Annotated in this window: 18 protein-coding genes; 6 read left to right on the top strand and 12 right to left on the bottom strand. The window is 48.5% G+C overall.

The window, feature by feature from the left end:
* Window positions 1–257 precede the first annotated feature (257 nt).
* Both MHM93_RS06995 and MHM93_RS06990 read left to right on the top strand, forming a co-directional pair.
* Complete coding sequence (locus MHM93_RS06995) at window positions 258–572, top strand: DUF4870 domain-containing protein (RefSeq protein WP_045979475.1); 315 nt, start codon at window positions 258–260, stop codon at window positions 570–572.
* A gap of 38 nt (window positions 573–610) precedes the next feature.
* On the top strand, window positions 611–1,069 hold the full coding sequence (locus tag MHM93_RS06990) for a YqaA family protein (protein WP_239448537.1): 459 nt from the start codon (window positions 611–613) through the stop codon (window positions 1,067–1,069).
* Between the two features lie 27 nt (window positions 1,070–1,096).
* Here the strand turns inward: MHM93_RS06990 and folX are convergent, their stop codons facing one another.
* From folX to ycaO, 6 genes are all read right to left on the bottom strand, one after another.
* On the bottom strand, window positions 1,097–1,453 hold the full coding sequence (folX, locus tag MHM93_RS06985) for a dihydroneopterin triphosphate 2'-epimerase (protein WP_022944982.1): 357 nt from the start codon (window positions 1,451–1,453) through the stop codon (window positions 1,097–1,099).
* 8 nt (window positions 1,454–1,461) lie between these two features.
* Window positions 1,462–2,016, bottom strand: coding sequence for a GTP cyclohydrolase I FolE (gene folE, locus MHM93_RS06980; protein WP_022944983.1), 555 nt, complete (start codon window positions 2,014–2,016; stop codon window positions 1,462–1,464).
* Between the two features lie 11 nt (window positions 2,017–2,027).
* Window positions 2,028–2,735 carry a dihydromonapterin reductase gene (folM, locus tag MHM93_RS06975; RefSeq protein WP_239448481.1) on the bottom strand — a complete coding sequence of 236 codons (708 nt, stop codon included), beginning with the start codon at window positions 2,733–2,735 and terminating at the stop codon, window positions 2,028–2,030.
* Between the two features lie 151 nt (window positions 2,736–2,886).
* Entirely contained in the window at window positions 2,887–3,717 is an 831-nt protein-coding gene (gene nadE, locus MHM93_RS06970) for an ammonia-dependent NAD(+) synthetase (RefSeq protein ID WP_239448480.1), read from the bottom strand.
* 95 nt (window positions 3,718–3,812) lie between these two features.
* Window positions 3,813–8,216 (bottom strand): PAS domain-containing protein, encoded by a 4,404-nt coding sequence (locus tag MHM93_RS06965; RefSeq protein ID WP_239448479.1) that lies wholly within the window; start codon window positions 8,214–8,216, stop codon window positions 3,813–3,815.
* 142 nt (window positions 8,217–8,358) lie between these two features.
* Entirely contained in the window at window positions 8,359–10,119 is a 1,761-nt protein-coding gene (gene ycaO / locus MHM93_RS06960) for a 30S ribosomal protein S12 methylthiotransferase accessory factor YcaO (protein WP_239448478.1), read from the bottom strand.
* Window positions 10,120–10,272: 153 nt separating this feature from the next.
* On the opposite strand from ycaO, the gene MHM93_RS06955 reads away from it, so the two are divergent.
* Complete coding sequence (locus MHM93_RS06955; RefSeq protein WP_239448477.1) at window positions 10,273–12,531, top strand: penicillin acylase family protein; 2,259 nt, start codon at window positions 10,273–10,275, stop codon at window positions 12,529–12,531.
* Here MHM93_RS06955 and MHM93_RS06950 read toward each other — a convergent pair.
* Window positions 12,528–13,622: a GGDEF domain-containing protein gene (locus MHM93_RS06950; RefSeq protein ID WP_235419987.1), complete on the bottom strand. Its 1,095-nt coding sequence runs from the start codon at window positions 13,620–13,622 to the stop codon at window positions 12,528–12,530. The two genes, MHM93_RS06955 and MHM93_RS06950, sit on opposite strands and share 4 nt — an antisense overlap.
* Window positions 13,623–13,849: 227 nt before the next feature.
* Between MHM93_RS06950 and MHM93_RS06945 the strand changes: the two genes are divergently transcribed.
* The 3 genes from MHM93_RS06945 (at window position 13,850) to MHM93_RS06935 (ending at window position 16,503) form a co-directional block, all read left to right on the top strand.
* Entirely contained in the window at window positions 13,850–14,722 is an 873-nt protein-coding gene (locus MHM93_RS06945) for an MBL fold metallo-hydrolase (RefSeq protein WP_022944990.1), read from the top strand.
* Window positions 14,723–14,802: 80 nt separating this feature from the next.
* Window positions 14,803–15,729, top strand: coding sequence for a prohibitin family protein (locus tag MHM93_RS06940; RefSeq protein ID WP_022944991.1), 927 nt, complete (start codon window positions 14,803–14,805; stop codon window positions 15,727–15,729).
* A 39-nt stretch (window positions 15,730–15,768) separates the two neighbouring features.
* The gene (locus tag MHM93_RS06935; protein ID WP_239448476.1) at window positions 15,769–16,503 is read left to right on the top strand and encodes an SDR family oxidoreductase; all 735 of its coding nucleotides are present in this window, start codon (window positions 15,769–15,771) and stop codon (window positions 16,501–16,503) included.
* A 5-nt stretch (window positions 16,504–16,508) separates the two neighbouring features.
* On the opposite strand, the gene MHM93_RS06930 is transcribed toward MHM93_RS06935, so the two are convergent.
* From MHM93_RS06930 to MHM93_RS06910, 5 genes are all read right to left on the bottom strand, one after another.
* Window positions 16,509–16,745 carry a hypothetical protein gene (locus tag MHM93_RS06930; protein WP_022944993.1) on the bottom strand — a complete coding sequence of 79 codons (237 nt, stop codon included), beginning with the start codon at window positions 16,743–16,745 and terminating at the stop codon, window positions 16,509–16,511.
* On the bottom strand, window positions 16,742–18,349 hold the full coding sequence (locus MHM93_RS06925) for a PepSY-associated TM helix domain-containing protein (RefSeq protein ID WP_239448475.1): 1,608 nt from the start codon (window positions 18,347–18,349) through the stop codon (window positions 16,742–16,744). The genes MHM93_RS06930 and MHM93_RS06925 overlap by 4 nt, the downstream gene beginning before the upstream one ends.
* Window positions 18,346–18,633 (bottom strand): hypothetical protein, encoded by a 288-nt coding sequence (locus tag MHM93_RS06920; RefSeq protein ID WP_022944995.1) that lies wholly within the window; start codon window positions 18,631–18,633, stop codon window positions 18,346–18,348. Before MHM93_RS06920 ends, MHM93_RS06925 begins: the two co-directional genes overlap by 4 nt.
* Window positions 18,634–18,680: 47 nt before the next feature.
* Window positions 18,681–21,008: a TonB-dependent receptor gene (locus tag MHM93_RS06915; RefSeq protein ID WP_239448474.1), complete on the bottom strand. Its 2,328-nt coding sequence runs from the start codon at window positions 21,006–21,008 to the stop codon at window positions 18,681–18,683.
* 183 nt (window positions 21,009–21,191) lie between these two features.
* Window positions 21,192–22,406 (bottom strand): PepSY-associated TM helix domain-containing protein, encoded by a 1,215-nt coding sequence (locus tag MHM93_RS06910; RefSeq protein ID WP_239448473.1) that lies wholly within the window; start codon window positions 22,404–22,406, stop codon window positions 21,192–21,194.
* Window positions 22,407–22,410 lie beyond the last annotated feature (4 nt).

Raw genomic sequence — 22,410 nt, 5'->3', positions numbered from 1 at the left:
CGATGATATTACAAGAGCCCTAGTCTAGCGCTAATATGCCGTAATACCAATGCTTAGGCTGTCCTCACAGAGCCAACCTATACGCATCTGGTTTGTTATTAATACCGAGCGGGTATCTAGACACAAGCAAGAAAACCTGCGAATCTGAATACGAAACCCATAAAGCAGGAGAGAATATGGAACCCGTATTACCAGAGAAGAATGACACCCCGCCACCGGCAAACAATAACAACAAGCAAAGCAATGATGAGAAAACCATGGCGATGCTGTGTCACTTAGCCGCACTCGCGGGTTTTATAGTGCCATTTGGATCTATCATTGGCCCGTTGATTGTCTGGTTGGTGAAAAAAGATGAGATGGAAGTGGTTGACCGTCATGGCCGCGCGTCATTGAACTTTCAGCTAACTATGCTTATTGCTTTCATCGTCTGCTTCTTACTTATCTTTGTTGCTATTGGGGTTGTGCTACTGCCTTTAGTCGCCATTTTCTCGTTCGTAATGGTGATTATTGCTAGCATCAAAGCCTACGAAGGCAAAGAGTTTAAGTATCCGCTGTGTATTAAGTTTTTATAAGCATTAGACATAAAAAATAGCAATACAGGAGCGTTTTGCTGGCCTATTTTAGTTTATTTTTAACCGCCTTTGTGTCGGCAACGCTCCTACCTAGCTCATCGGAATTGGTGCTTACTGCGATGGTGACGCAAGGGAGCTATCACCTGGTGTTGTTATGGTTGTTTGCAACACTTGGGAATGTTCTTGGTAGCTGTGTCAATTATGCCTTGGGGACCCAAGTTACACGCTTTCAGCACAAAAAATGGTTTCCGGTCTCAGCCGCAGCGATGGAAAAAGCGACACGGCGTTTTAATCGTTACGGTGTGTATAGCCTATTTTTCGCATGGTTGCCGGTGATTGGCGATCCACTCACCGTGATAGGTGGTATCTTTCGGGTCCGGTTTTGGCTGTTTGTTGCTATTGTCAGTATCGGTAAAGGCGTGCGGTATTGGGTGGTTATATTGATGGCTCTTGGCATACAGTCATTGTATGGCGGGGGGGAAGCACTCGCCAATTAATGCGAGTGCTTAATCCTAGCTAGACAGCTAAGCGTGCCAATCCAAGGTCAACGATACAGAGTCGGCAAACCGCAACGCATGTGGCTTGTCCACCCGCACTTTAGCGTAATGTACACTAGGGTGCTGGTGGCAGAGCGCTAAGATATCCGCGACTAGCTTTTCTAAAAGTAGAAACTGTCCTTGCTCTACCAGTGCGATCACTTCCTTGGTGACGGTCTTGTAGTTGAGTGCCTCTTGCACCTCATCACTGGTACACGCCTTATCTGCCGGATAGTGGATCTCGATATTAATCACAACATCTTGCTTTTTTTCCCGTTCTTCGGGGTTGAACCCAATATAGGTTCTTAGCCGGAGATTAGTAACATTGATAATGGCGTTGGTCATGGTGTGTCCTAATTCTTCACTAGCTGCAGAAATTCATTGCGCGTTTTCGGATCAGTGCGGAAATTACCGAGCATAACTGACGTACGCATTTTAGAGTTTTGCTTTTCGACCCCACGCATCATCATACACATGTGCTTAGCTTCAACGATCACGCCAACGCCTTTGGCGCCAGTTACTTCTTCAACTGCTTGAGCTATTTGATGAGTCAATTGCTCTTGGATCTGGAAGCGACGGGCAAACATATCAACGATACGGGCAAACTTCGAAAGCCCTAAGACTTTACCGTCGGGAATGTAAGCAATATGTGCTTTGCCGACAAAGGGTAACAGGTGATGCTCACACATTGAGTAAAGCTCTATATCTTGGATCAGAACCATATCATCAGCATCAGAGGTAAACACCGCATTATTGGTGATTTCTGCTAGTGTCTGACGGTAGCCTTGAGTTAGGTACTCCATGGCTTTGGCTGCACGCTTGGGGGTATCTAGTAGGCCTTCGCGTTGCGGGTCTTCGCCAACGGCGGAGATTAATTGTTGGTAACTCTGTTTTAATTCGTCGTGCATAATGTTCTCAATTACTTTAGATGACGGCCGCCGTCAACGGCTAAGCTGCGTCCGGTTATATAGTCGCTGGTTAGCAGAAGCTCGACAGCATTAATAATTTCTCGACATCCAGGTTCAATGCCCATGAGGGATTTTTGTAATGTCTTATGTTTATACTGTTCACTGTCGCCCTCGTTAAAAATAATCAGCGAAGGGGCAATAGCGTTCACTTTTATATGTGGTGCGTACTTGGCCGCAAATGACTTAGTTAAATTATCTAATGCCGCTTTGCTGGCTGCGTAGGCAAGGTGTTTGGCACTGCCTGTCTCGACCACAAAGTCGGTTAAATGAATAATGTCGCCATAGCCATCGCTGTGCTCGAGCATGTCTTGGCAATGTTGGTTGATAAGGTAAGGTACCTTGGCATGAATACGCATCATATTATCGAACAAGGCTGCGTAGTCATCGTTTTTACTCTCACTATCCCAACTTGATGCGTTATGAATAATAGCGCGTAACTTTGGCGTGTGGACTCGTAACTCATTGATAAAGTGCACAATGCTTTCATCGTCACTAAAGCCTGCTTGAATACAAGTAACACCTTGCGCCGCTAACTCATCTACTGCATTGTGCCGAGTACGGTAGGTAATAATGACATCGTGCTGCTCAGCTACAAAATGCTGGGCAAGGGCAAGACCTATACGTTGTCCGGCCCCGGTTATTAAAATTGGAAAGGACATAACTTCTTCAGTTTAAGCGTGAACTGCTCTTACTATAAACAAATGACAAAAGGATTGCAGTGTTTACGCATGGGCGAGAGCGGTCGATCATTTACGCCTGAGGTTAGTTTTGTTGTAGTCATAGCCCATGTACTAACATGGGCTACGTGCACTAATCGTAAATGGTCGGAATCGGTTGACGCTTATGCTGAGTGCGCTGATAAATGGCGATTATGCGTTGCTCTATTTCTGCACTTAAGGGTTTCGCCTCAAGGAAGTCGTCGATTTGGTCATAACTCAAGCCCAGTGCTTCTTCGTCTGTGAGGCCGGGGCGATCGCACTCTAAGTCGGCGGTCGGTGCTTTGGTAACTAAGGCGTCAGGCGCTCCGAGGTGTTGAGCAAGCGCGCGTACTTGGCGTTTAGATAAGCCAAACAGCGGCGCTAGATCGCACGCACCATCCCCAAACTTAGTATAAAACCCGGTAATATTCTCCGCGCTATGATCGGTGCCAACGACTAAACCTTGATGTAGACCCGCTAGCTGATATTGGGCAATCATGCGTTGGCGCGCTTTGACATTACCTTTGACGAAATCAATATGGCTTTGTGCGGGTAAACTTAAATCACTGCCAGCGAGGCTGCTTAGCACCTGTTCGTGCATATGGTCGGTAGCGGGCTTGATATTCACGGTAACACGCTGACTGGGTTGAATAAAATCGAGCGCCAGCTGCGCCTCATCCTCGTCGGCTTGCACGCCATAAGGCAAGCGCACGGCAATGAACTGATATTGTTCAGTATCGTGATCGGCGTTGAGCTCTTCAATGGCAAGCTGGCAAAGACGGCCGCAAGTAGAGGAATCAACACCGCCACTGATGCCAAGCACCAAGGTGCGACAGTGGGCTTGTTGAAGCTTGTGTTTTAAAAATGACACCCGACGAGTAACTTCTTGTTGGACATCAATGCTAGGTTGCACTTTCATTTCGGCAACGATTTCGGCTCGCATAATTCCCCCGCTTGAGCAAGATGGTAAGCAGCTATTATGTAAGCATTTACAAAAAAATTAAAGCGCCGACCTCGGGGTTGCTATTTTGCCTCGTGCTATTCACACGGCGGTGCCATATGTGCCCAGATGGTCAGCTTCTCGTAGAGCGCGTCTGGCTTAAGGGGCTTACTCAAATAATCGTTCATACCCGATTGCAAACATTTTTCCTTGTCGCCCTCCATTGCGTTGGCGGTGAGGGCAATAATCGCAATGTTTTGATGTTGCTCTCCGGCCTTGCCTTGGCGGATTTGAGAGGCTGCTTGGTAGCCATCAAGAATGGGCATTTGGCAATCCATCAGCACCACATCAAAATACCCCGAAGGACACTGTTGCAAGCGTGTTATCGCTTGTTGTCCATCATTGGCAATTTCGTAGTTGCAACCGTGTTTGTCCAATAAGGATGAGGTAACAATTTGATTGACCTGATTATCTTCTACAAGCAAACAGTTAATAGTTCCTGAGAGCTGCTGCGCACCAGTCTCTTCTGAGCGCGTATAACCGCTGAAAATATCAAAGCTAGTTAATGGATGAAACGCCAATCGGAAGTGTTCAAATTCTAATTGCTCGCTGACCTCATTAGTTTGCTCCATATTCGCTAAGACCAACAGCTGACATTGTTCGCTAAGCGTGCTTTTCAGTCGATGCTGTAACTCATGGGTATTTTTTAATAGCGGTTCGGCATCGATAATGAGGCGCTCGACGCTTTGGTTAGCCAAATGCTCAAGCAAGTCATTGCCATCCGTAAAGCAGGTGACCTTTGCTCCCATCAACTCACAGTGTTGCCGAGCGAGAGTACTCTCTTGGCGATCATGACAGAAAATAGCCACATGCTCACCTACCAGGTGTTGAGTGATGGAAGATTGCTCATCGGCTTCCAGTTGAATGAAGAACGTAAATGTACTGCCTTGACCCACAGTGCTTTTCACACTGACATCGCCATGCATGAGCTGACATAACTGACGGACAATGGCAAGACCTAAACCGGTGCCGCCAAAGCGCCGGGTGGTGGAGCTATCAGCCTGGGTAAAGGCATCAAATAATTGCGCTTGAGCTTGCTTAGATATACCAATGCCGGTGTCCTGGACACTGCAGGTAAATACCCCATGCTCATCGAGTGCTGCGGTAATCGTTATTTCACCGTCTTCGGTAAATTTAATCGCATTCGATAACAAGTTGGCCAGCACTTGTCGCAAGCGGTTGGGATCACCCTCAACTATTTGCTGTGGTAGCTGATGCGCATCCAGATATAAACGGTTGTTTTGTTGCTGTGCTTTCAAGGCTAGCGACTCAACAACCTGTGACAGCACTTGGTGAATATCAAAACTTATGTATTCAATTTCTACCTTGCCCGCTTCAATTTTAGAAAAATCCAATATGTCATTGATAATACTTAACAAGGTGTTGGCAGAAGAGCGGGCTAGTTGCAGGTGATGATGCTGCGAGTCATTTAATGTGCTGTGATCCAGTAGCTCTAACATGCCCAATACGCCATTCATCGGCGTGCGTATTTCATGGCTCATACTGGCAAGAAACTCACTTTTTACGAGCGCCGCATGCTCAGCTTTATTTTTCGCGTTGCGAAGGGCAATTTCCGTTAGTTGTCTTTCGTGGTTGGCATAGACACCACCAATGATATTAGCGATAGCAATAAGAAAGTTTTCATCATTCTCACTCCACACACGCGGTTCATGAAGCTGTTCTGCACACACCACACCGACCATGCCATGGCGCCCCGGAATGGCACAGTCGAGAAGCGCATGAATATTGAGCGGCTGCAGATAGTCCTGTAAAAACTCCCTAGTCAGCGGATCGTTGTGAGCATCACTGATGCTTAATACCGCTCGCTTTTGTATCGCGCTAAAATAAGTCGGGTATTGCTCACCGACTAATACACCGCTCTCGCTATGGCTGTTTTTCTCTTGCTCGTACAGCGACAGTAAATGCATTTTTTGGTGGGTATCGTCAAACAACCAGATACTGACCCTATGGGTGTTTAAGGTGCGGCTGACCATGCGGGTGATAATGTGTTTAGCCGCGTCTAAATCACCATTGAGAATCGCGTCATCGACCGTGAGCCCTGCTAAAGCGCTATTACGTTGTGCTAATTGCTGTTGTGCGAGCTGGCCGCGCTTTTCGCCATCTATATCTTGAGTAGAGCCAAAGATGCGAATACAGCGTTGCTGGTCAAACTCCGCTTCACCGCGTACGCGTACCCATTTCTTATCGCCTTGAGCGGTGACTATTTGTAGCTCAGTACAAAATGGCTGACGGTCATTAATAGTGCGACTAATGAGCGTATTTAGCTGGGATTGGGAACTGGGTGTGAAAAAGTGAAAAAGATTATCAGCGGTGATCAGGTAGCCGTCATCGACGCCATGAATCTCGCGGTTCACTTTGGACCAGAACGCGCGGTTAGTATCGTTATTCAGCTCCCATGCGCCAATGCGTGCCTGGGTACTCATTGCTTCGAGCATTTGTTTATGCGTCAACAGCTGCTTGCTGATTCGTTGCTGCTCAGTGATGTCGCTAGCAACCATATAAATTTTGCTATTCTCTTGATCCAGAGCCAAGTTAATACGGCACAGCAGCTGTTTGTGTGAGTGGGTACGCAAGTAGCAATCAAATTGAGTTTCATTGTCCTGCTGGCCCAACTTATCAAATTGTTGTTGTACGCGCTCTTTATCATCACAGGCGACAAAGTCGAGTAGCGGCTTGGCAAGTATTTCACTGGCTGTAAAGCCCAAGCCCCGGTATATGCGTGAGTTGGCGCGTTCGAAAAAGCCATGTACGTTTAGAATAGCCATAAAGTTAGCGCTGAGCTCAAAGAAGCGCTCGATCTCTTGCTTAGCATGGCGCAGTGCCGCCTCTGTCGACTTTTGAGAGCTAATATCTAAGTGCGTGCCAATCATACGTTTTGGTCGACCATCATCGCACCATTCAATGACTCGGCCGGTATCCAGAACCCACACCCAATGACCTAATTTATGACGCATTCGGGCTTCACATACATACTGTTCACTGTGCCCCTGCCAGTGTTGCTCCAAACGTAGTCCTGATTCTTTTAAGTCATCAGGGTGGGTGTGATTGAGCCAAGTATCAATATTGATGGGGGTGAGCTCTTCGAGCTCATAACCAATGATTTGCGCCCAACGCTCGTTAAACGTCACTTCGCCGCTTTGTACTTGCCAATCCCAGGTTCCGACACCGATATTTTCAACGATGAGTGCTAGGCGCTGACTCTTTTCCAGTATTTCTGCTTCTGTCGCCTTCTTTTCGCGCAAATCTTCAATGAGTAGCCACACAAAAGGTTCACCCTGAGCATTGGTAAATTGCACCCCATTCACATTCACCGGGAAGGTGCCGTTGTTTTGCCACAGAGCTTCTCCCGCAACAATATGTTGACCATGGCGCAATTGGTCTAAGGCCGGTACTGTGCGCTCGTTGAAGCGCAGAGTGTTGGCGAAGTGTTGTTGTTTTAGCTGCTGTAAGTGGGTATCGAGCGAGCTAAGTAAGGCTTTATTGGCATTGATATAGCGGCCCGTTTTAGCATCACATAACGCGATACCAAGCGGAAAAAGGTCAAATAACGCTTGAAGGCGCTGCTCATTGACCATGAGTTTTAAGAATAAGGCTCGAAGCCAAGCTAAAAACAGTACCACTAACAAGGTGGTTAAAGTAATCGCGATGCGCGCATAGCCAAAGCTCTCCCAAGGAGGCTGCCAGCCCGCTTGCGGTTGAACTGCCAAATACCAAGTATCATTAGGTAGACTAATCGATAGTTCAATGGGGTCGCTATAGCGAATAGCGGTATCGCCAAACATGTGTTTATCTGGATTACGCTTATACAAGGCGACATTGAATTGTTCTTGTAATTGCACGAGTCCGCCATTGCTATAGACCTTGTTGGCGTCGAGCACGACCGATATTAGCCCCCAAAATTCTTGTTTCGGCTGCTGCAGATAAATGGGCAGTCGAGCAATAATGCCAACACCGCCCTGCACTAAATTAACGGGGGCATCAATTACTATTTCTCCACCTTCTTTAGCGGCCAAGGCTGCATCACGTTGACTGGGGGTGGCCATATAATCGAGGCCAATGGCTCCCTCATTACCCTTGAGAGGGTAGGTCATACGAATAACCATATCCGGTGCAGCACCTATAGTGCGCAGCTCTTTAGAGCTAGTAAATAGGCTTTGCGCAATAACACTGAATTGTTGTTGGTTGAGGTTGGGCTGGGCAGCGATGGCCGGTATTAATCCGCGTACAAGTTGAATATTGGCGGTCATCAGTGCCTGTAATTGGCTGCGATAACTTTGTGCTACTTCCCGCACATCTTGGCGATATTGTTGCTCAGCTTTTTGATAATTGAGGTGATCGAGAAATACAGCCACAGCCAGGGTGAGGGCAATTAGGCCGTAAAAGGCGATGGCATAAAAGCGGCTTTTCGAAGCTGGTGGCATGGCTGCAGATAGTCGGTGGTTGAACAACACCTTAAACTATAGTGCAGTAGCGAGGCTTGTCTAATTAATATATCAGCTAAGGTGCTGATTTTTCGGGCATAGGAACAATGCGCCCAAGTTTTGGGCGCATCATCAAAAGAGTTTAGCTATCGCTTACTTGGCGATCCCAAAACTGCGCTTTTGCTCTGTGCAGTTTACGGTAGCCATCGAGTAGTGCGTGGTGCTTTTTAAAGCCCTCAAGTGCTAAGCCTGGGAAGCTAAGCCCATGAAATTGTATCCGCGCTTCTGCTATTTCAATCGCGAGTTCAACATTGTCAGCACCAAACATTAGCGCCAATGAGTTTTGATAAGTGCTGTAAGCTCGTTGTTCGTCATATTTGATTTCCAAGACCGCTTTTAAGCAGCGGAAGAAGCGAATACGCTCTGGGCTAATTTGATCGGTATGCAGAATCCACTCGACCCAATCAATGGCTTCCTCGCTTTGTGCGGCAAGGCATAGATGCGCTTTCAGCTCGCCGATGCGCAGCGTATGCCAAGGCGTGTCGGCATCAGTCACCACACCGATAAATTCAGCAGCGCGGATAATATCGCTATGTCCTGCTTCTTCTAAGCGGTCGTAGATTTCCAGCCATTGTTCGGCGTCGTATTGATCCAGTGACAGGAAGTCCTGGCGGAACTTAGCGCCTTCATTATTGTTGCGCCAGATGAGCTCATCCACAGGGTAAATATCGGATAAACCGGGTACCAAGATACGACAGGCGTACACGTTTAAGTGCGTGTAATCCATGATGTAGATGTCATAGCCCATGTCGTGGATCAGATCCGTGCAGAATTTGTACTCTTGTTCGGTGTTGCCGCTGAAATCCCAGTGCACAAAGTCAAAATCGGCTTGGTCACGGAAGAAGTCATAGGAGATCAGGCCGCTGGAGTCGATAAAATGTAATTCGATATTTTCTGCTGACGCTACTTCGTCATTATCGAAGGTGGCGCATTGGAATACGTCGAGTTGGTCAAGGCGACGGCCTTGAAGAAGCTCAGTAACGGTACGCTCTAACGCCACTTCAAATGACGGGTGAGCACCGAATGAAGCGAACACCGAGCCATCAACTGGGTTGATTAGGGTCACACTCATAACCGGGTATTTTCCGCCCAACGACGCATCGGCAATGCGTAAATGAAAACCATGGCTACGTAGCTCTTCACAGGCTTGGTGAATCTTCGGATATTGCTTCACCACTTCTTCAGGCACTTCGGGCAGGCAAATTCCTTCAGCGATAATTTGGTTTTTAATGGCGCGCTCAAACACTTCTGAAAGGCCTTGCACGCGCGCTTCATATTTGGTGTTACCGGCACTCATGCCGTTAGATACAAAGATGTTGCCGATGACATTGACGGGGATGTAGGCAATTTCTTCATCGCGCACACGGGTGTATGGCAGCGCACAAATACCGCGCTCGGTATTGCCGGAGTTAAAGTCATAAAGGTGAGATGGGGTGAGTTCGCGCTCAGGGTCAAAATAGTCCCATAGCTGCTCATTCATCAAACCTTCTGGCACTTGTTCGCCGTCAACGGCAAACCACTTTTCACTGGGGTAGTGGGTGAATTCGGCGTTCGCGAACTCTTCGCCTAAGTAAAAATCGGCGAAGAAGTAGTTGCAGCTTAAACGCTCAAAATACTCCCCTAGTGCCGACGCTAAACACGCTTTATCGGTAGCCCCTTTACCATTGGTGAACATCACCCCACAGTCTTTATCACGGATGTGGACCGAGTAGCAGTTAGCCACTGGGTTCAGCCACAAAGCCTCCTCCACATTGATATCTAATGCCACGAGTTTGTTTTGCATGGTAGAGATAGACGATTCTAAGTCTCTGTCTTTACCTTTGATAAAAGTCTGTTCAGTCATAATGTTCTCAATAAAGCGACACGCAGTTGATTGCGAAGAAATCTTACTATGGCCGTTATTATATCGGTAACTTGCCTTTAACACGAACAAAGCTTAAAAAATGTCATACACTAGCTGTGGGCAGAATAACAATAAACTCGATATGGACAGATTATGTTGATGTGGATTAAGCGCTTAGCGATAGCAGTCATTGTTTTGCTACTTCTCGTAACGGCACTCCTTTATGCCATTTTATATCTCAGTTTGCCAAGCCTAGATGGTCGCGGTCAAAGTCAGAGTATTGATAAAGTGGTGACCATAAAGCGCGATGCGCTAGGGCAAGCCATTGTCGATGCTCACTCAATGGCCGATGCCGCATATGGGCTGGGTTTTGCCCATTCGCAAGACCGTTTCTTTCAAATGGACTTGCTGCGGCGTAATGCGGCGGGCGAACTCAGTGCGCTTTTTGGTGAGGCCGCTTTGCCTTTGGATAAGAAAATGCGTTTCCATCAACTGCGTCAACGCTCAAAGCGCATTTATGCTCAGCTTAAACCGACACAACAGCAATTGCTTCAGCGTTATAGCCAAGGCGTGAATGATGCCCAGCAGGCGCAGAGTTTAAAAACCTTTGAATATTTGTTAGTGGGTGCCGATATTGAGCCTTGGCAGCCAGTCGACAGCTTATTAGTGATTTACAGCATGTACCTCGATTTACAAGCCGGTACTTTTGCCCGTGACATGGTTCTAGAGCGTATTGAGCAGCAGTTTGGTTCGCCAATGCGGCAGTTTTTAACTCAGCCTTCATCTTATCAATCTGCTCTCGATAACAGCGAACTCTTGGCACCAGAGATGACGATTCCATTGCTGCCGGCTTCAGCGCGGCATGCTCAGATACGGGAAATCATTCCTAGTTTGGAAGTGGGGAGCAACAATTGGGCTGTGTCGGGGGAGTTAACCACAAGCGGCCAGCCTATGGTCGCCGATGACATGCATTTAGGCTTAGCGGTGCCCATTATTTGGTATCGTGCGCAGCTGAATATTGCCGATACCCAAGTAACAGGCGTGTCGTTACCGGGTGCACCCGCCATTGTTGTTGGCAGTAATAACCACATTGCGTGGGGATTCACCAATGCCTACGTCGACACATCTGATTGGATTCGCCTTAGCGACGACGCTGATTTAGTCGAGATGCAAGAGAGCATCGCCCTTGATGATGGCAGTGTGCATCAATATCGCTTACTCATGAGCGATTATGGCCCGGTGCGCGAAGTCGGTGGTCAGCGCTACGCGCTTAGTTGGGTGGGTCATTACGATTATGCCTTGAACCTTGATTTAGCTGAACTCGCCACCACCAAAACGGTCACCGAAGCCTTTCAGTTAGCGAATACAGCCGGTATGCCGGTGCAAAATCTAGTGGTTGTTGATGCCCAGGGCCAGCTAGGCTGGCAGCCCATGGGCGCTATTGCAGCACGCACTCAACCTAGTGATACCGCCATCACCGAGCAGCAATTTGAACAAGCTTGGTTTAGTAATGAGCCGCAGCGACCACGCGTGATGAATCCTAAGCAGGGGCGTATTTGGACCGCCAATGCGCGTGTTATGTCAGCGCAGCAGCATCAGCGCTTTGGTGATGGTGGCTATGCGCTAGGAGCGCGCCAGCAACAAATTCGCGACCGTCTCACTGCACGTGAACAGTTTGATGAGCAGGCATTCCTTGACCTGCAACTTGATAACGAAGCGCGCTTTTTAGGCAAATGGCAGGCGCTATTGATGACGACTTTGCAGAGCGAACCTAACTCCCCATACTTAGAGGCGGTTCGCAATTGGCGGGGCTGTGCATGCACTGATTCCATTGGCTATACCTTAGTTCGCTACTTCCGCAGCGCAGTGATGGACACCGTGTTTGCCGATATTGAGTCGGCGCTAGCACAAGAGTCTTTGTCTCTAGGGCCTATCAAACGCAACCTTGAGCCCGCCACCTGGCAGCTTTTGGCGCAGCCTCAGCGCTGGCAGTTGGGCGATAAACAGAGCTTACTGATGCGCAGCTTCGCGCTCGCGACTCAGCGTTTGCGTGACAAATTTGGCGATGATATGCAGCAATGGCAATGGGGCAAAGTGAATGCGTTAGCACTCAAGCATCCGTTTAGCAAACAGATACCGTTGCTGAGCTCATGGCTGGATATGCCAATTACCCCCGGGTTTGGTGATAGCTTTATGCCCGCAGTGCAGCGCCCAGAATTTGGCGCTTCACAGCGATTTATTGCGCAACCGGGGCGTTTGGAACACGCTATTTTAGCCATTCCTGGTGGTCAATCGGCACATCCGTTGTCTTCGTTTTATCGGGCGGGTTATCAGCAGTTTGCTGAGCATCAAGCGACGTCTTTATTACCCGGTGAGCCCTTGCATCGCATTGAATTTCGGGCTGCTGATTAGGTGACTTGTGTCAGTGTCACTGGCGCTGACGCCGCTAAGGTTGTTTGGTCACGACCGTTGGATTTACTGCGATACAGAGCGTCATCAGCGACGTTGATAACGTCCTCCACGCTCTGCTGTGGTTGCCACTGGCTAAGACCAAAGCTCATAGTCAATGACAATTCGGGGCTTACCTGCCGTGCGTCCATGGTTTTGATGGCACTGCGGATAGATTCTATCCTTGCCGAGGCGGTATCAATATCAATATTGGGCAGGGCAATAATAAACTCTTCCCCGCCCCAGCGCGCGACAACATCGCTGGCGCGAGTGTGTTCAAGTAATGTTTGTGACAGTGCGACCAGCACTTTGTCACCGACTTCGTGGCCATATTGGTCGTTAATCTGCTTAAAATAATCGATATCGCCGATAGCGACACACATGGGTTGCTCTGCTGTGCTGCAGCGATTGTGTAACTTCAACATAAGCTCTTTGGCAAAGCGTCGATTATATAATCCGGTAAGAAAATCTTTGGCAGCCATATCTGCGAGCGTGGAGCGTTGCTCTAGGGTGATACGGCGGATCAGTGCAAGGGTATAAATCATCGGTACTCCGGCAACAAGAATGTTAGCGACCTCGATATAGCGTAAAAACTCACCATACGCATAGGGATAGGCAACACCGGAGAACAAAATGTATATGGCAGCAAATATAGCGATCAAGGTCAGGCTGAAGCCCACTGCGCTACCCATTCGCATTTTATAATCAACCATTAAAATACATGAGACACTCCATAGATAAAACTGAAAGCCCGTCTCCGTGCCCATAAAGGCACAGGCGGCAATTGAATGTACCACTACCTCAACGCTGACCACCCTTAACCCCCAACTTTGTCGGTTATTTTTAATTAACCAAATCCCGAGTAGCCAGCTTAAGGTACTAAATATGTTCAAAATCGCTAAAGGAGTCGCGCCGATGACATAAAAGCCTGGGATCAGAGCAGCGTGAATCACGGCAGCGAAGATAGCAACGCGTACAATAATCTTAAACTTGAGCTCTTCAACCTGTTCAAAAATACCTTCAGCTGAGTGTGTATTGCTGGGTAGCTTCTGCAATGGACGACCTACTGCCGATGAAAAATCGTATGACTATTGAGTATAGTGCATAAGGGTAATTTTGTTAGGTTGGCAACTGTATGATTTATATGGCTATTAGTTGTTGTTAACAAGTCATTGGGCACTGTTGCCGCCACAATATGACGCCGCCAAAAGCGCGAATATGAACTAAACTACGGACAATTGCGTTCTCTACAGTAATAACAACACCATCAACAGGACAAACAATGAAATTACCCTCGTTATTTACAGCGGCAGCGGTGGCGACCACCATGAGCGTCTCACTTCAAGCTGAAGAAGTAGAAATAAAAACTCAGCAATTGAGCGAACACATTCATGTTCTTTTCGGTCAAGGAGGCAACATAGCCGCGCACGTAGGTAAAGATGGCACCTACATCATTGATGACCAATTTGCCAAGTTAGCCCCAAAAATAAAAGCAGCGCTGAAAAATCTCAACCCGAATGCGCCAGAGTTTGTGATCAATACCCATCACCATGGTGACCATACCGGCGGCAACGAAGTGTTTGCCCAATCTGGTGCCCATGTTATTGCCCATCACAATGTTCATAAGCGTTTGCAGCAAAAGCATGGTGAGGGTTCACAGTACTTACCCAAGCTAAGCTTTGGCCAAGACTTAACATTACATTTTAACGGCGAGCATGCTAGAGCGGTACACTTTGCCCATGCGCATACCGATGGCGATGCGGTGATTTTTTTCGATACCGCCAATGTCGTGCATATGGGCGATATCTACTTTAATTTAGGTAGCTTGCCTTTTGTTGATGTGGATAGCGGAGGCAGTGTGGACGGCATCTTAGCTGCGGTTGAGCAAGTGATGACACAAATAGATGACTCCACTCAGGTGATCCCAGGGCACGGGCCTATGAGCAATAAAGCAGGGCTGCAGAGATATTATCAGTTGCTCAGCAAAGCGAAGTCACTGATGGTGGCTGCGATTGATGAGCATCAAGACCTCGAGTCAGTATTGGCGGCAGACCCACTCGGGGCGCTTGAGCTTGAATACGCCAACTGGTTACCCAAAGAGCGAGTAACCACCCTATTTTACCGTAGTTTAACCATTGAGAATCATGGGCATTAATATGAATGCTTAGTTAACAAATGTGAATGGTTAATTTATACTCGTTGTTCCTACAGTGAAGTAATTAAGGAACAACGAGGATGAACGATAATAACCTACCTGATTTAACCGCCTCGGTAGGCAAGAAAAAAGGACTTATCATTTCTGTCATTGCCATGGTATTAGCCGTATTTTTGGTAATGAGTGCGATGTACACCGTTGATGAAGGTCATGTTGGCATCATTAAACGCTTTGGCGAAGCCACCGAACAAGTGAATCCGGGGCTGCACACCAAAATACCTTTCGTCGATAGTGTCGAGATGTTAGAAATCCGCACACGCAAAAACGTAGAAAAACTACGGGCGGCTACTCACGAGCAAATGCCCTTAACCGCTGAAGTCAGTATCAACTGGACAGTGATCCGCACCGAAGCTTTTGACCTTTTTAAAAGCTACGGCGGGTTGACCCAGTTCGAAAATCGTATCTTGGACCCGAAGCTTCGCTCGGCAACAAAAGATGCGCTGGCGCGTTACAAAGCAGAAGAGCTGATTCAAAACCGCTCGCAAGTTATCGCTCGTATTGAGGAGCTGTTACTTGATGAGATGAAAGCTTATCCGGTGAAGTTAGATTCTGCGCAAATCGAAGACTTGGTATTGCCGCAAAAGTACATCCAATCTATCGAGACCAAGCAAACAGAAAAGAACCTTGCGGCGGCTGAAAAGCACCGTCTAGAGCGCCAGAAGCTTGAGGCTCAGCGTGAAGTAAATACCGCAATGGCTCAACGTGATGCCGCAAAAGCAAAAGCAGACGGTAAAGCCTATTCGATTAAAATCGAGGCGCAGGCCGAAGCGGAAGCAATTAAACTAAAAGGTTTAGCGGAAGCTGAAGCGATGCAGAAGAAAGCTGAAGCCATTAAGAATAATGCCACCCTAGTTGAGTACATGCGTGCACAGCAATGGAATGGTCAGATGCCGACTACGGTTATGGGCTCAGACCAAGGTATTCTTTGGAATATGAAAGAAAAATAAGAAAAGCGGCGTTAGCCGCTTTTTTTGTGCAGTTAAGTTATGAATAAACATACCGTACTAGTCACCGGCGCAAGTCGAGGCATTGGCGCAGCAACAGCCCGGCTGTTAGCTGAGCAAGGTTATCAAGTCGTCATTAACTACCTGAATAATCATCGCGCCGCGCATGCACTCGTAGCAGAGATTGAACAAGGTGGTGGCATAGCGCTCGCCGTGGCTGGCGACGTCAGCCAAGAGTCAGAGGTAGAGCGTCTCTTTGCGACCATTGATGAGCATTGCGGCGGCCTCACTCATTTGGTGAATAATGTTGGCATCTTGGCAGCGCAAACCTCGCTGGCAGGGCTCAATGCTCAGCGCATCAATCGCACTTTGAGTGTGAACGTAACCAGTGCCTTCTTATGTGCTCAAGCAGCGTTGCTACGTATGCCTGATAACGGCGCTATCGTTAATGTATCTTCAGCTGCAGCGCGCACAGGTGCGCCTTTTGAGTATCTCGATTACGCAGCATCAAAAGGAGCCATGGATAGCTTCACTATCGGCTTAGCGAAAGAGGTTGCCGCGCGAGGCATCCGCGTCAATGGCGTGCGTCCGGGCGTGATTGCCACTGATATTCATGGCGACGGTGGAGAACCAGAGCGTGTGCATCGCCTTGGGCCGCAGTTACCTTTAGGCCGTTGTGGGCATGCTCACGAAGTAGCACAAGCCATTGCCTGGCTACTCGGTGAACAAGCAAGTTTCACCACTGGCACCTTTATTGACGTCAGTGGTGGCGCTTGAGGCCGTTATTGCTGGTCAGGCTTGCCTAAACTCAAGGCGATAACTATCCCTGCTAATAAGGCACTGGCAATGAAAGTGAAAGCGCCGCCGATAACGCCGTAGACATAAACAAACCCCCAGGCTGCTAAGCCATAACCAAGCACCGAGCTCAGCACAGTGAGTGGGGTTTTAGGGTGTTTACGCACTAACCCGGTGGCGGCCAACAGTAGCATCGAGACACACACGAGTATTATTAGCTTCATACTTGTTGCTCCTGATTAACAAGCTGCGACTGTGTTGCAGCGCCTCTATAGAGGCGTCTAAGGGCGTAGTAGCAACCCAAGCCAATAGCAAAAAAGCCGATATCAACACTACTTACCAATAAGCTGCCAGCATTAAGAACGTGGTTTTCAGAGAGTAAAACGTTAAGCGGTAGCACCAACAACGCTAAGCTGCCTATGCATGCTAATGTCGCTTGGAAATAGCGATGATAATGCCAAGGTAATGCGCCCAGCAGTAACCAGAGCAACCATGAATAGAAAAACAGCGGGCCGATAACGGCATTGTGCGCGGTGGGTGGAATATAGGCATTTATGAGCACTTGCGCCGGAAACAGTAACATACAGGCCAGTACTAAGCCGCCACAGCTGCCAATAATAAAGCGATTCCAGCGCTGATAAGCTTTGTGGCTTAAGCTCGGGTTGTTGCCTCGAGCGCGTTTACTTAACCACATCATGATCCCTGACAGTGGCAATAGTGCAGTGGTTAAGCCCAGTGCAGTCCACACGAGCTTGATAAAAATCCCACCGAAATTACCAAAGTGCAAGGGAAACAATAGCTCTAACACTTTGATGGACACGCCGGGGATATCGCCAAAGCTACTCATTGATTTTATGTACTCGCCATCGCCGTGATAATGCAGTAACTGCGAGGCCACCGACTCCCCGCCAAGCAAACGCAGGTAGACTTCGCTGTTGGCGTCGTTATGCGCCATAATCGTGGCATCAAGAATATGAGCATCGGCGAAGCGCTGCTCGGCATCAGCAAGAATATCGGCCAGTTGGGTCGGTTGATACTGATGGCTGATAACTGGCTCAGGAATGGCGGTAAATGTTTCCACCAGCTTATCTTGATCGCCGCCAAAGCTAACCAAAGCGGCGGCTGGCAATAAAATAACCGTGGCTAGGCCAAGGAATGCCCCGGTAAAACCAATCACGCCATGAAAGAGACTTCCCCAAATCCCCATTACTTTGTGCCCGTCACTCACCCACAGACTGGTCCCTTTATGGCGGCGAAAGGTAAACAGTTGCCGCAAAAACTGACGGTGGATAAACAGCCCGGTGAGCGTCGACACCAACAGCGTCAAACCTAGCACCCCTGTGAGTATTAGCCCAATCGGTCGGCCGAGATGTAAGTCGGCATGAAAGTGGCCAATAAAGCTGGCAGCATCTGTTTTGCGCTTAGCATAGAAGGTTTGGCTCGGACCATAGTAAGTCGATTGCAACGCCAAGGTGTTGGGATGAAATTGAAAAACGTGTGCCACAGCCTGGTCGTAATTATCATCACCATGGTGCGATTCAAATAACAAGGTCAGTAAATGAGTGTTATGGCCGCTAGGCAAGTACACATGAATATTTTCACCGAACGGCGCGGGTACTTGCTCATGGTATTGATTCACAAGCTCAGTGATTGCTTGCGCTGGTATTTTTGGAGCCTGCTGAATTTCGGGGTTCGCCCATATTTTCAGCTCAGGGCGACTCAATACCGCAATAGCACCACTAAAGGCGACAATAAACAGCAATACAGCGGTGATAACTCCCACCCAACTGTGGATATTAAAGAGCTTCTTGATGGTTAATGATTTCATCCTGTTGCTCCTGTTAGGGCGATAAAACTCAATACGCCATGAATAACTATCAGCAGTACCATTACTGCCAACGGATGCCATGCCTTTTCCGCCATATATGCGTACATAAATAGCGCCGTCCAAATAAGCGGAAACAGCATAATTGGCATGAGAATTTGCTCGCTCATGGCAAAAGGTAAATAGGTTGTCATGCCCGGAATAATCACTACCGAGGTGAGCAGTGCCAACACGCAGGCAAGAAAGTGCCGACGCTTGGTGGCACTGAAGGTGCGTTTTTTTGTCATATTATTGCCCCTTGAGCGCGGCGCTGGGCCGCGCGATGAATGCCTAACTAAAATTGCGCTTCGAAGCGCACACTGAAGGTACGCGGAGCGCCTAAGGTTTGGTTGCCAAGTCCCGCTGGGGCTAATACAACATATTGCTCATCAAGCGCATTTTGCACTAAGGCGTACACACCATAATGCTGCCATTGATAGCCTACACGGGCATTGACCAGCCAGTGGGCGTCATTGCGTGGGTCTAACCCCTGTTCTAAGGGTGTGGATAGGCGTTGGGAGCTGCCGGTGTAGCTGGCATTCACATTGGCGACCCAACCTTGATGTGAGAAGTAATCAACTCCCATTAGCGCAGTCCATTGCGGCGCACCGGCGAATTCGCGTCCGCTGTAATTGGTCTCGACGCCATTAAAGAGTTGCACGAAGTCGTCAAACTCTGTTTGCGAATAACCAATACCGCCGTAGAGGCGAGTGCTTGGGTTGAGCGAGTAACTTAATTCGGTTTCAAAACCCTGGACATGGGACGCGCCAACGTTGCGAACCTCACGATCATATTGGTTACTGGATAGATAGACATCAACTTGCTGGTCTTCCCAGTCCAAATAAAAGAGGTTGGCGTTGAGTACTAATGCGTCGTCAAGCCACACGGAACGCATTGCTAACTCGTAGTTCCAAGTGTATTCAGGGTCGAACGTAAAGGGCGTCGACTGGGCAATATTAGTGCCCACACCACCTGAGCGATAACCGCGTTGCACTGTAAAACTAGATGATACGTCGTCATTGAAGCGATACGTAGCGCCCACTTTGGGCAGCCAAGCATCAAAGTCAGCGTCTTCAACAGGCTCGTCGCCTGAGGCGTCGGCGGCCATCGCGTATAATTGCTGATTAATGCCGCCAATCAGTTGTGCCAGCATGGGATCAAACGCATAGTCACTGGGTTGTGGTAGCGCTTGTTCGGTGCGTGCACTGATACTGATATCGGTGGTGTTGCCGTTTTCCTGTTGTTCGCGGTCATAGCGTAGGCCAGCGAATACGTCCCAGTGGTTGTTTAGCTCATAGGTAAAATCAGCGAACAAGGCGGTGGTGGTGATCCCTTGCACATAATGGGCAGACTGGCTAATAAACAAGGGGTCAGCGCCACGGTATAATTGCAGCACTTGTTCGGCTAACACAGCGGGTAGTCCCAGCCCGCCAAACTCTGGGGGGGCTGTCAATAACGTGCGTACACCCAGCTGCTCAAAGGTGACACCACGCTCGCCACTGCTGATGTCATTAACATCAACATCGGAATAGTAAAGCCCGATTAACCCACTGAGGCGTTCACCATCATAGGTTAAGCGCAGTTCTTGAGAAGTGGTTTTGTCTTCGCGGCGATCGGTGAGTGTTGATTGCGGTCCAACCATCGACGCATCGCCATCCCATTCATAGCCATACTTTGAGTTAGAGTAAGTAGTGATTGCAGTGAGGCGCCAAAAATCAGTAAGGTCGTACTGCATATTGAGCGCGTACATGTCGGTATCGGTAAACTCAAAGGTTGGTGAGTCGAGATAAACGTAACGATCAGCAAAGATATCGTTAATCGGATAAGCCGTATTACCGCTTTGTGTCGCTACCCATTCGATGCCTTTTTCGTTTTCGCTGTGCATAAAGCTCAGTTGTGCTTCAAACTGGGGTAAGGCTGTCGGCGTATAGCGTAGCTTAGCGCGATAGAATTCATTGTCGTCAAAGTCCGATTCTTCACCGGTAGCCACATTGGTGTTGTAACCATCGCTATCGCGTTTTTCAGCACTGAGACGAAATGCCAGTTCATCCTCAACTAGGCCACCTCCAAGAGCAATAGCGGCTTCTTGAGCACCGTATTCGCCCATGCCCAGGCGAGCTTTCAAACTGTATTCTTGCTCTGCATCGCGGGTATTCATGACCACCGCGCCTGCCAGTGCATTACGGCCTTGCAGGGTCGATTGCGGGCCTCGAAGAACCTCCACCTGGCTGATATCCCAAGTAGAAAAGCCGCCTTGTTGCATCATTCTGTACGGCACAGGCGCGCCATCGATATACACACTGGCTAAACCGCCAGAGCCGCCGCCGGTAACATTAAACGCATCAATGCCACGAATATTAAAGCCTGCACCGTCAGTTCCAGATACGTTGGGGGTCCGAGCAAGGACATCATAGAAGGTATTGAGGTTCTCACGCTCTACCGTTTGCTCTGTTATTACGGCAACGCTGGTGGGGGTTTCTTGTAGACCGCGATCAATTTTTTGACCACTGACAATAATCTTTTCGATATCCTGAACATCGGCGTGAACGTTTAAGCTGTTTGCTGCACATAACGCCAAAGTAATAGCACTGGCTAAGGGAGCGAGAGCGGGAGAGGACTTCATAATAATTCCCTGTATAAAAAATGAAAATCGTTCGCATTATAGATCTGTTATGTAAGTACAAACAATAATCATTTGTTCATTTTTTGCTAATAAAGCTGATTAATCGCTAATTTTTTACTTTCAACTCAATAGTTAAGGGATTAATTGTTATTTTTAGAGTGGTAGCACTATTGCAACACCCTCTTACTTCTCAACGCCGAGCACTGGCGAAAATAACTGCGCCGGAACGTTGCGCACACTAAATGACATACTCGTGGCAACCACCGAGGCAAGCACTAATGCAATAGCGATAACGCCGGATACCCCTAGCCAGCGAATAGCAGAGGTTTTACGTCGCACTCGTAACCAGCCCATCACCACTCCAGCACCGCTCACAAAGGTCATCAGCGCGCCAAAGAACGCCCAAATGAGCTTAGTGCCGAGGCCGGCAAAGTTACCAAAGTGCAATGGATCGGCGGTGTCTTTTAGGCGCGGTACTAAGGGCAGCTGCTCGCCTTTTTGAATACCTAATACGGCACCTGTTGCCGGGTGCAAATAGACCTTATTAGCGCGTAGACGCAGCAGTATATCGTCGTTGTAACCGCGAATTTGGATAGCCTGATGACTGTGTTGTGGGTAGCTGATATAGCGAATATCCATGCTTGGGAAGGCCTGCTTTGCTGCCTGATAAGCGGCACTCAAAGTGAGCGGCGGGCGTGTGCTCTTTTCATTTTGATTGGCCAATTGAGTCACTGCTGGCGGCGGTGCAACATAATGATCTATCTTCGCCGTTTGTAGGCCGTGTTCAACTAAATACCATAACCCCGTTAGTGCCATCACCAAGATAAACCAGTAGCTCCACAGGCCGAGGAGTTTATGCCAATCGGACCAGCTATTGCGCTTGCGAAGCCTGAGAGCAGCGGGGCGCTTCAAAAAGTGACGCCACCACTGACGGTATACGTAAAGGCTGGACACCAACAACACCACTAATAGTAAGCTTAAGCTGGTGATGATCAGCTTCCCCATCCAGCCCATGGATAGGGTCATATGCCAGTTACGCAAGAATCGTGAGATACGCGCCCACGGCCCCTCTCCGAGTAATGCACCGGTGGCACCATCCACATACACGAAGCGAAAAGACCCTTGTATTTTTAACTGAACTTCAGTGGCGAGATAGTCTTGTTTATGGCGAGTTAGATACATCACCTGAGCACCGGGGTAATGCGTATTCAAGGTGCGTTCAATGGCGGCAAAATCGGTGTCGCCACTGTCACTGATAGCGCGAAACTGACTATCACTCAGGTACTCAAGCTCGTGACTGAGTGTTGCTAAAGTACCCGATAAACAAGTCACAAAAAGCAGGGCGCCAACAAACAGCCCTGCCCATGAGTGCACATTAAACCACTGCCTAGCGCTCACTGGT

Source organism: Pseudoalteromonas sp. MM17-2, from assembly GCF_022347945.1.
Taxonomy (GTDB): domain Bacteria; phylum Pseudomonadota; class Gammaproteobacteria; order Enterobacterales; family Alteromonadaceae; genus Pseudoalteromonas; species Pseudoalteromonas ruthenica.
The sequence above is the reverse complement of the archived record's forward strand: the minus strand, read 5'-3'. Positions and strand labels throughout refer to the sequence as shown.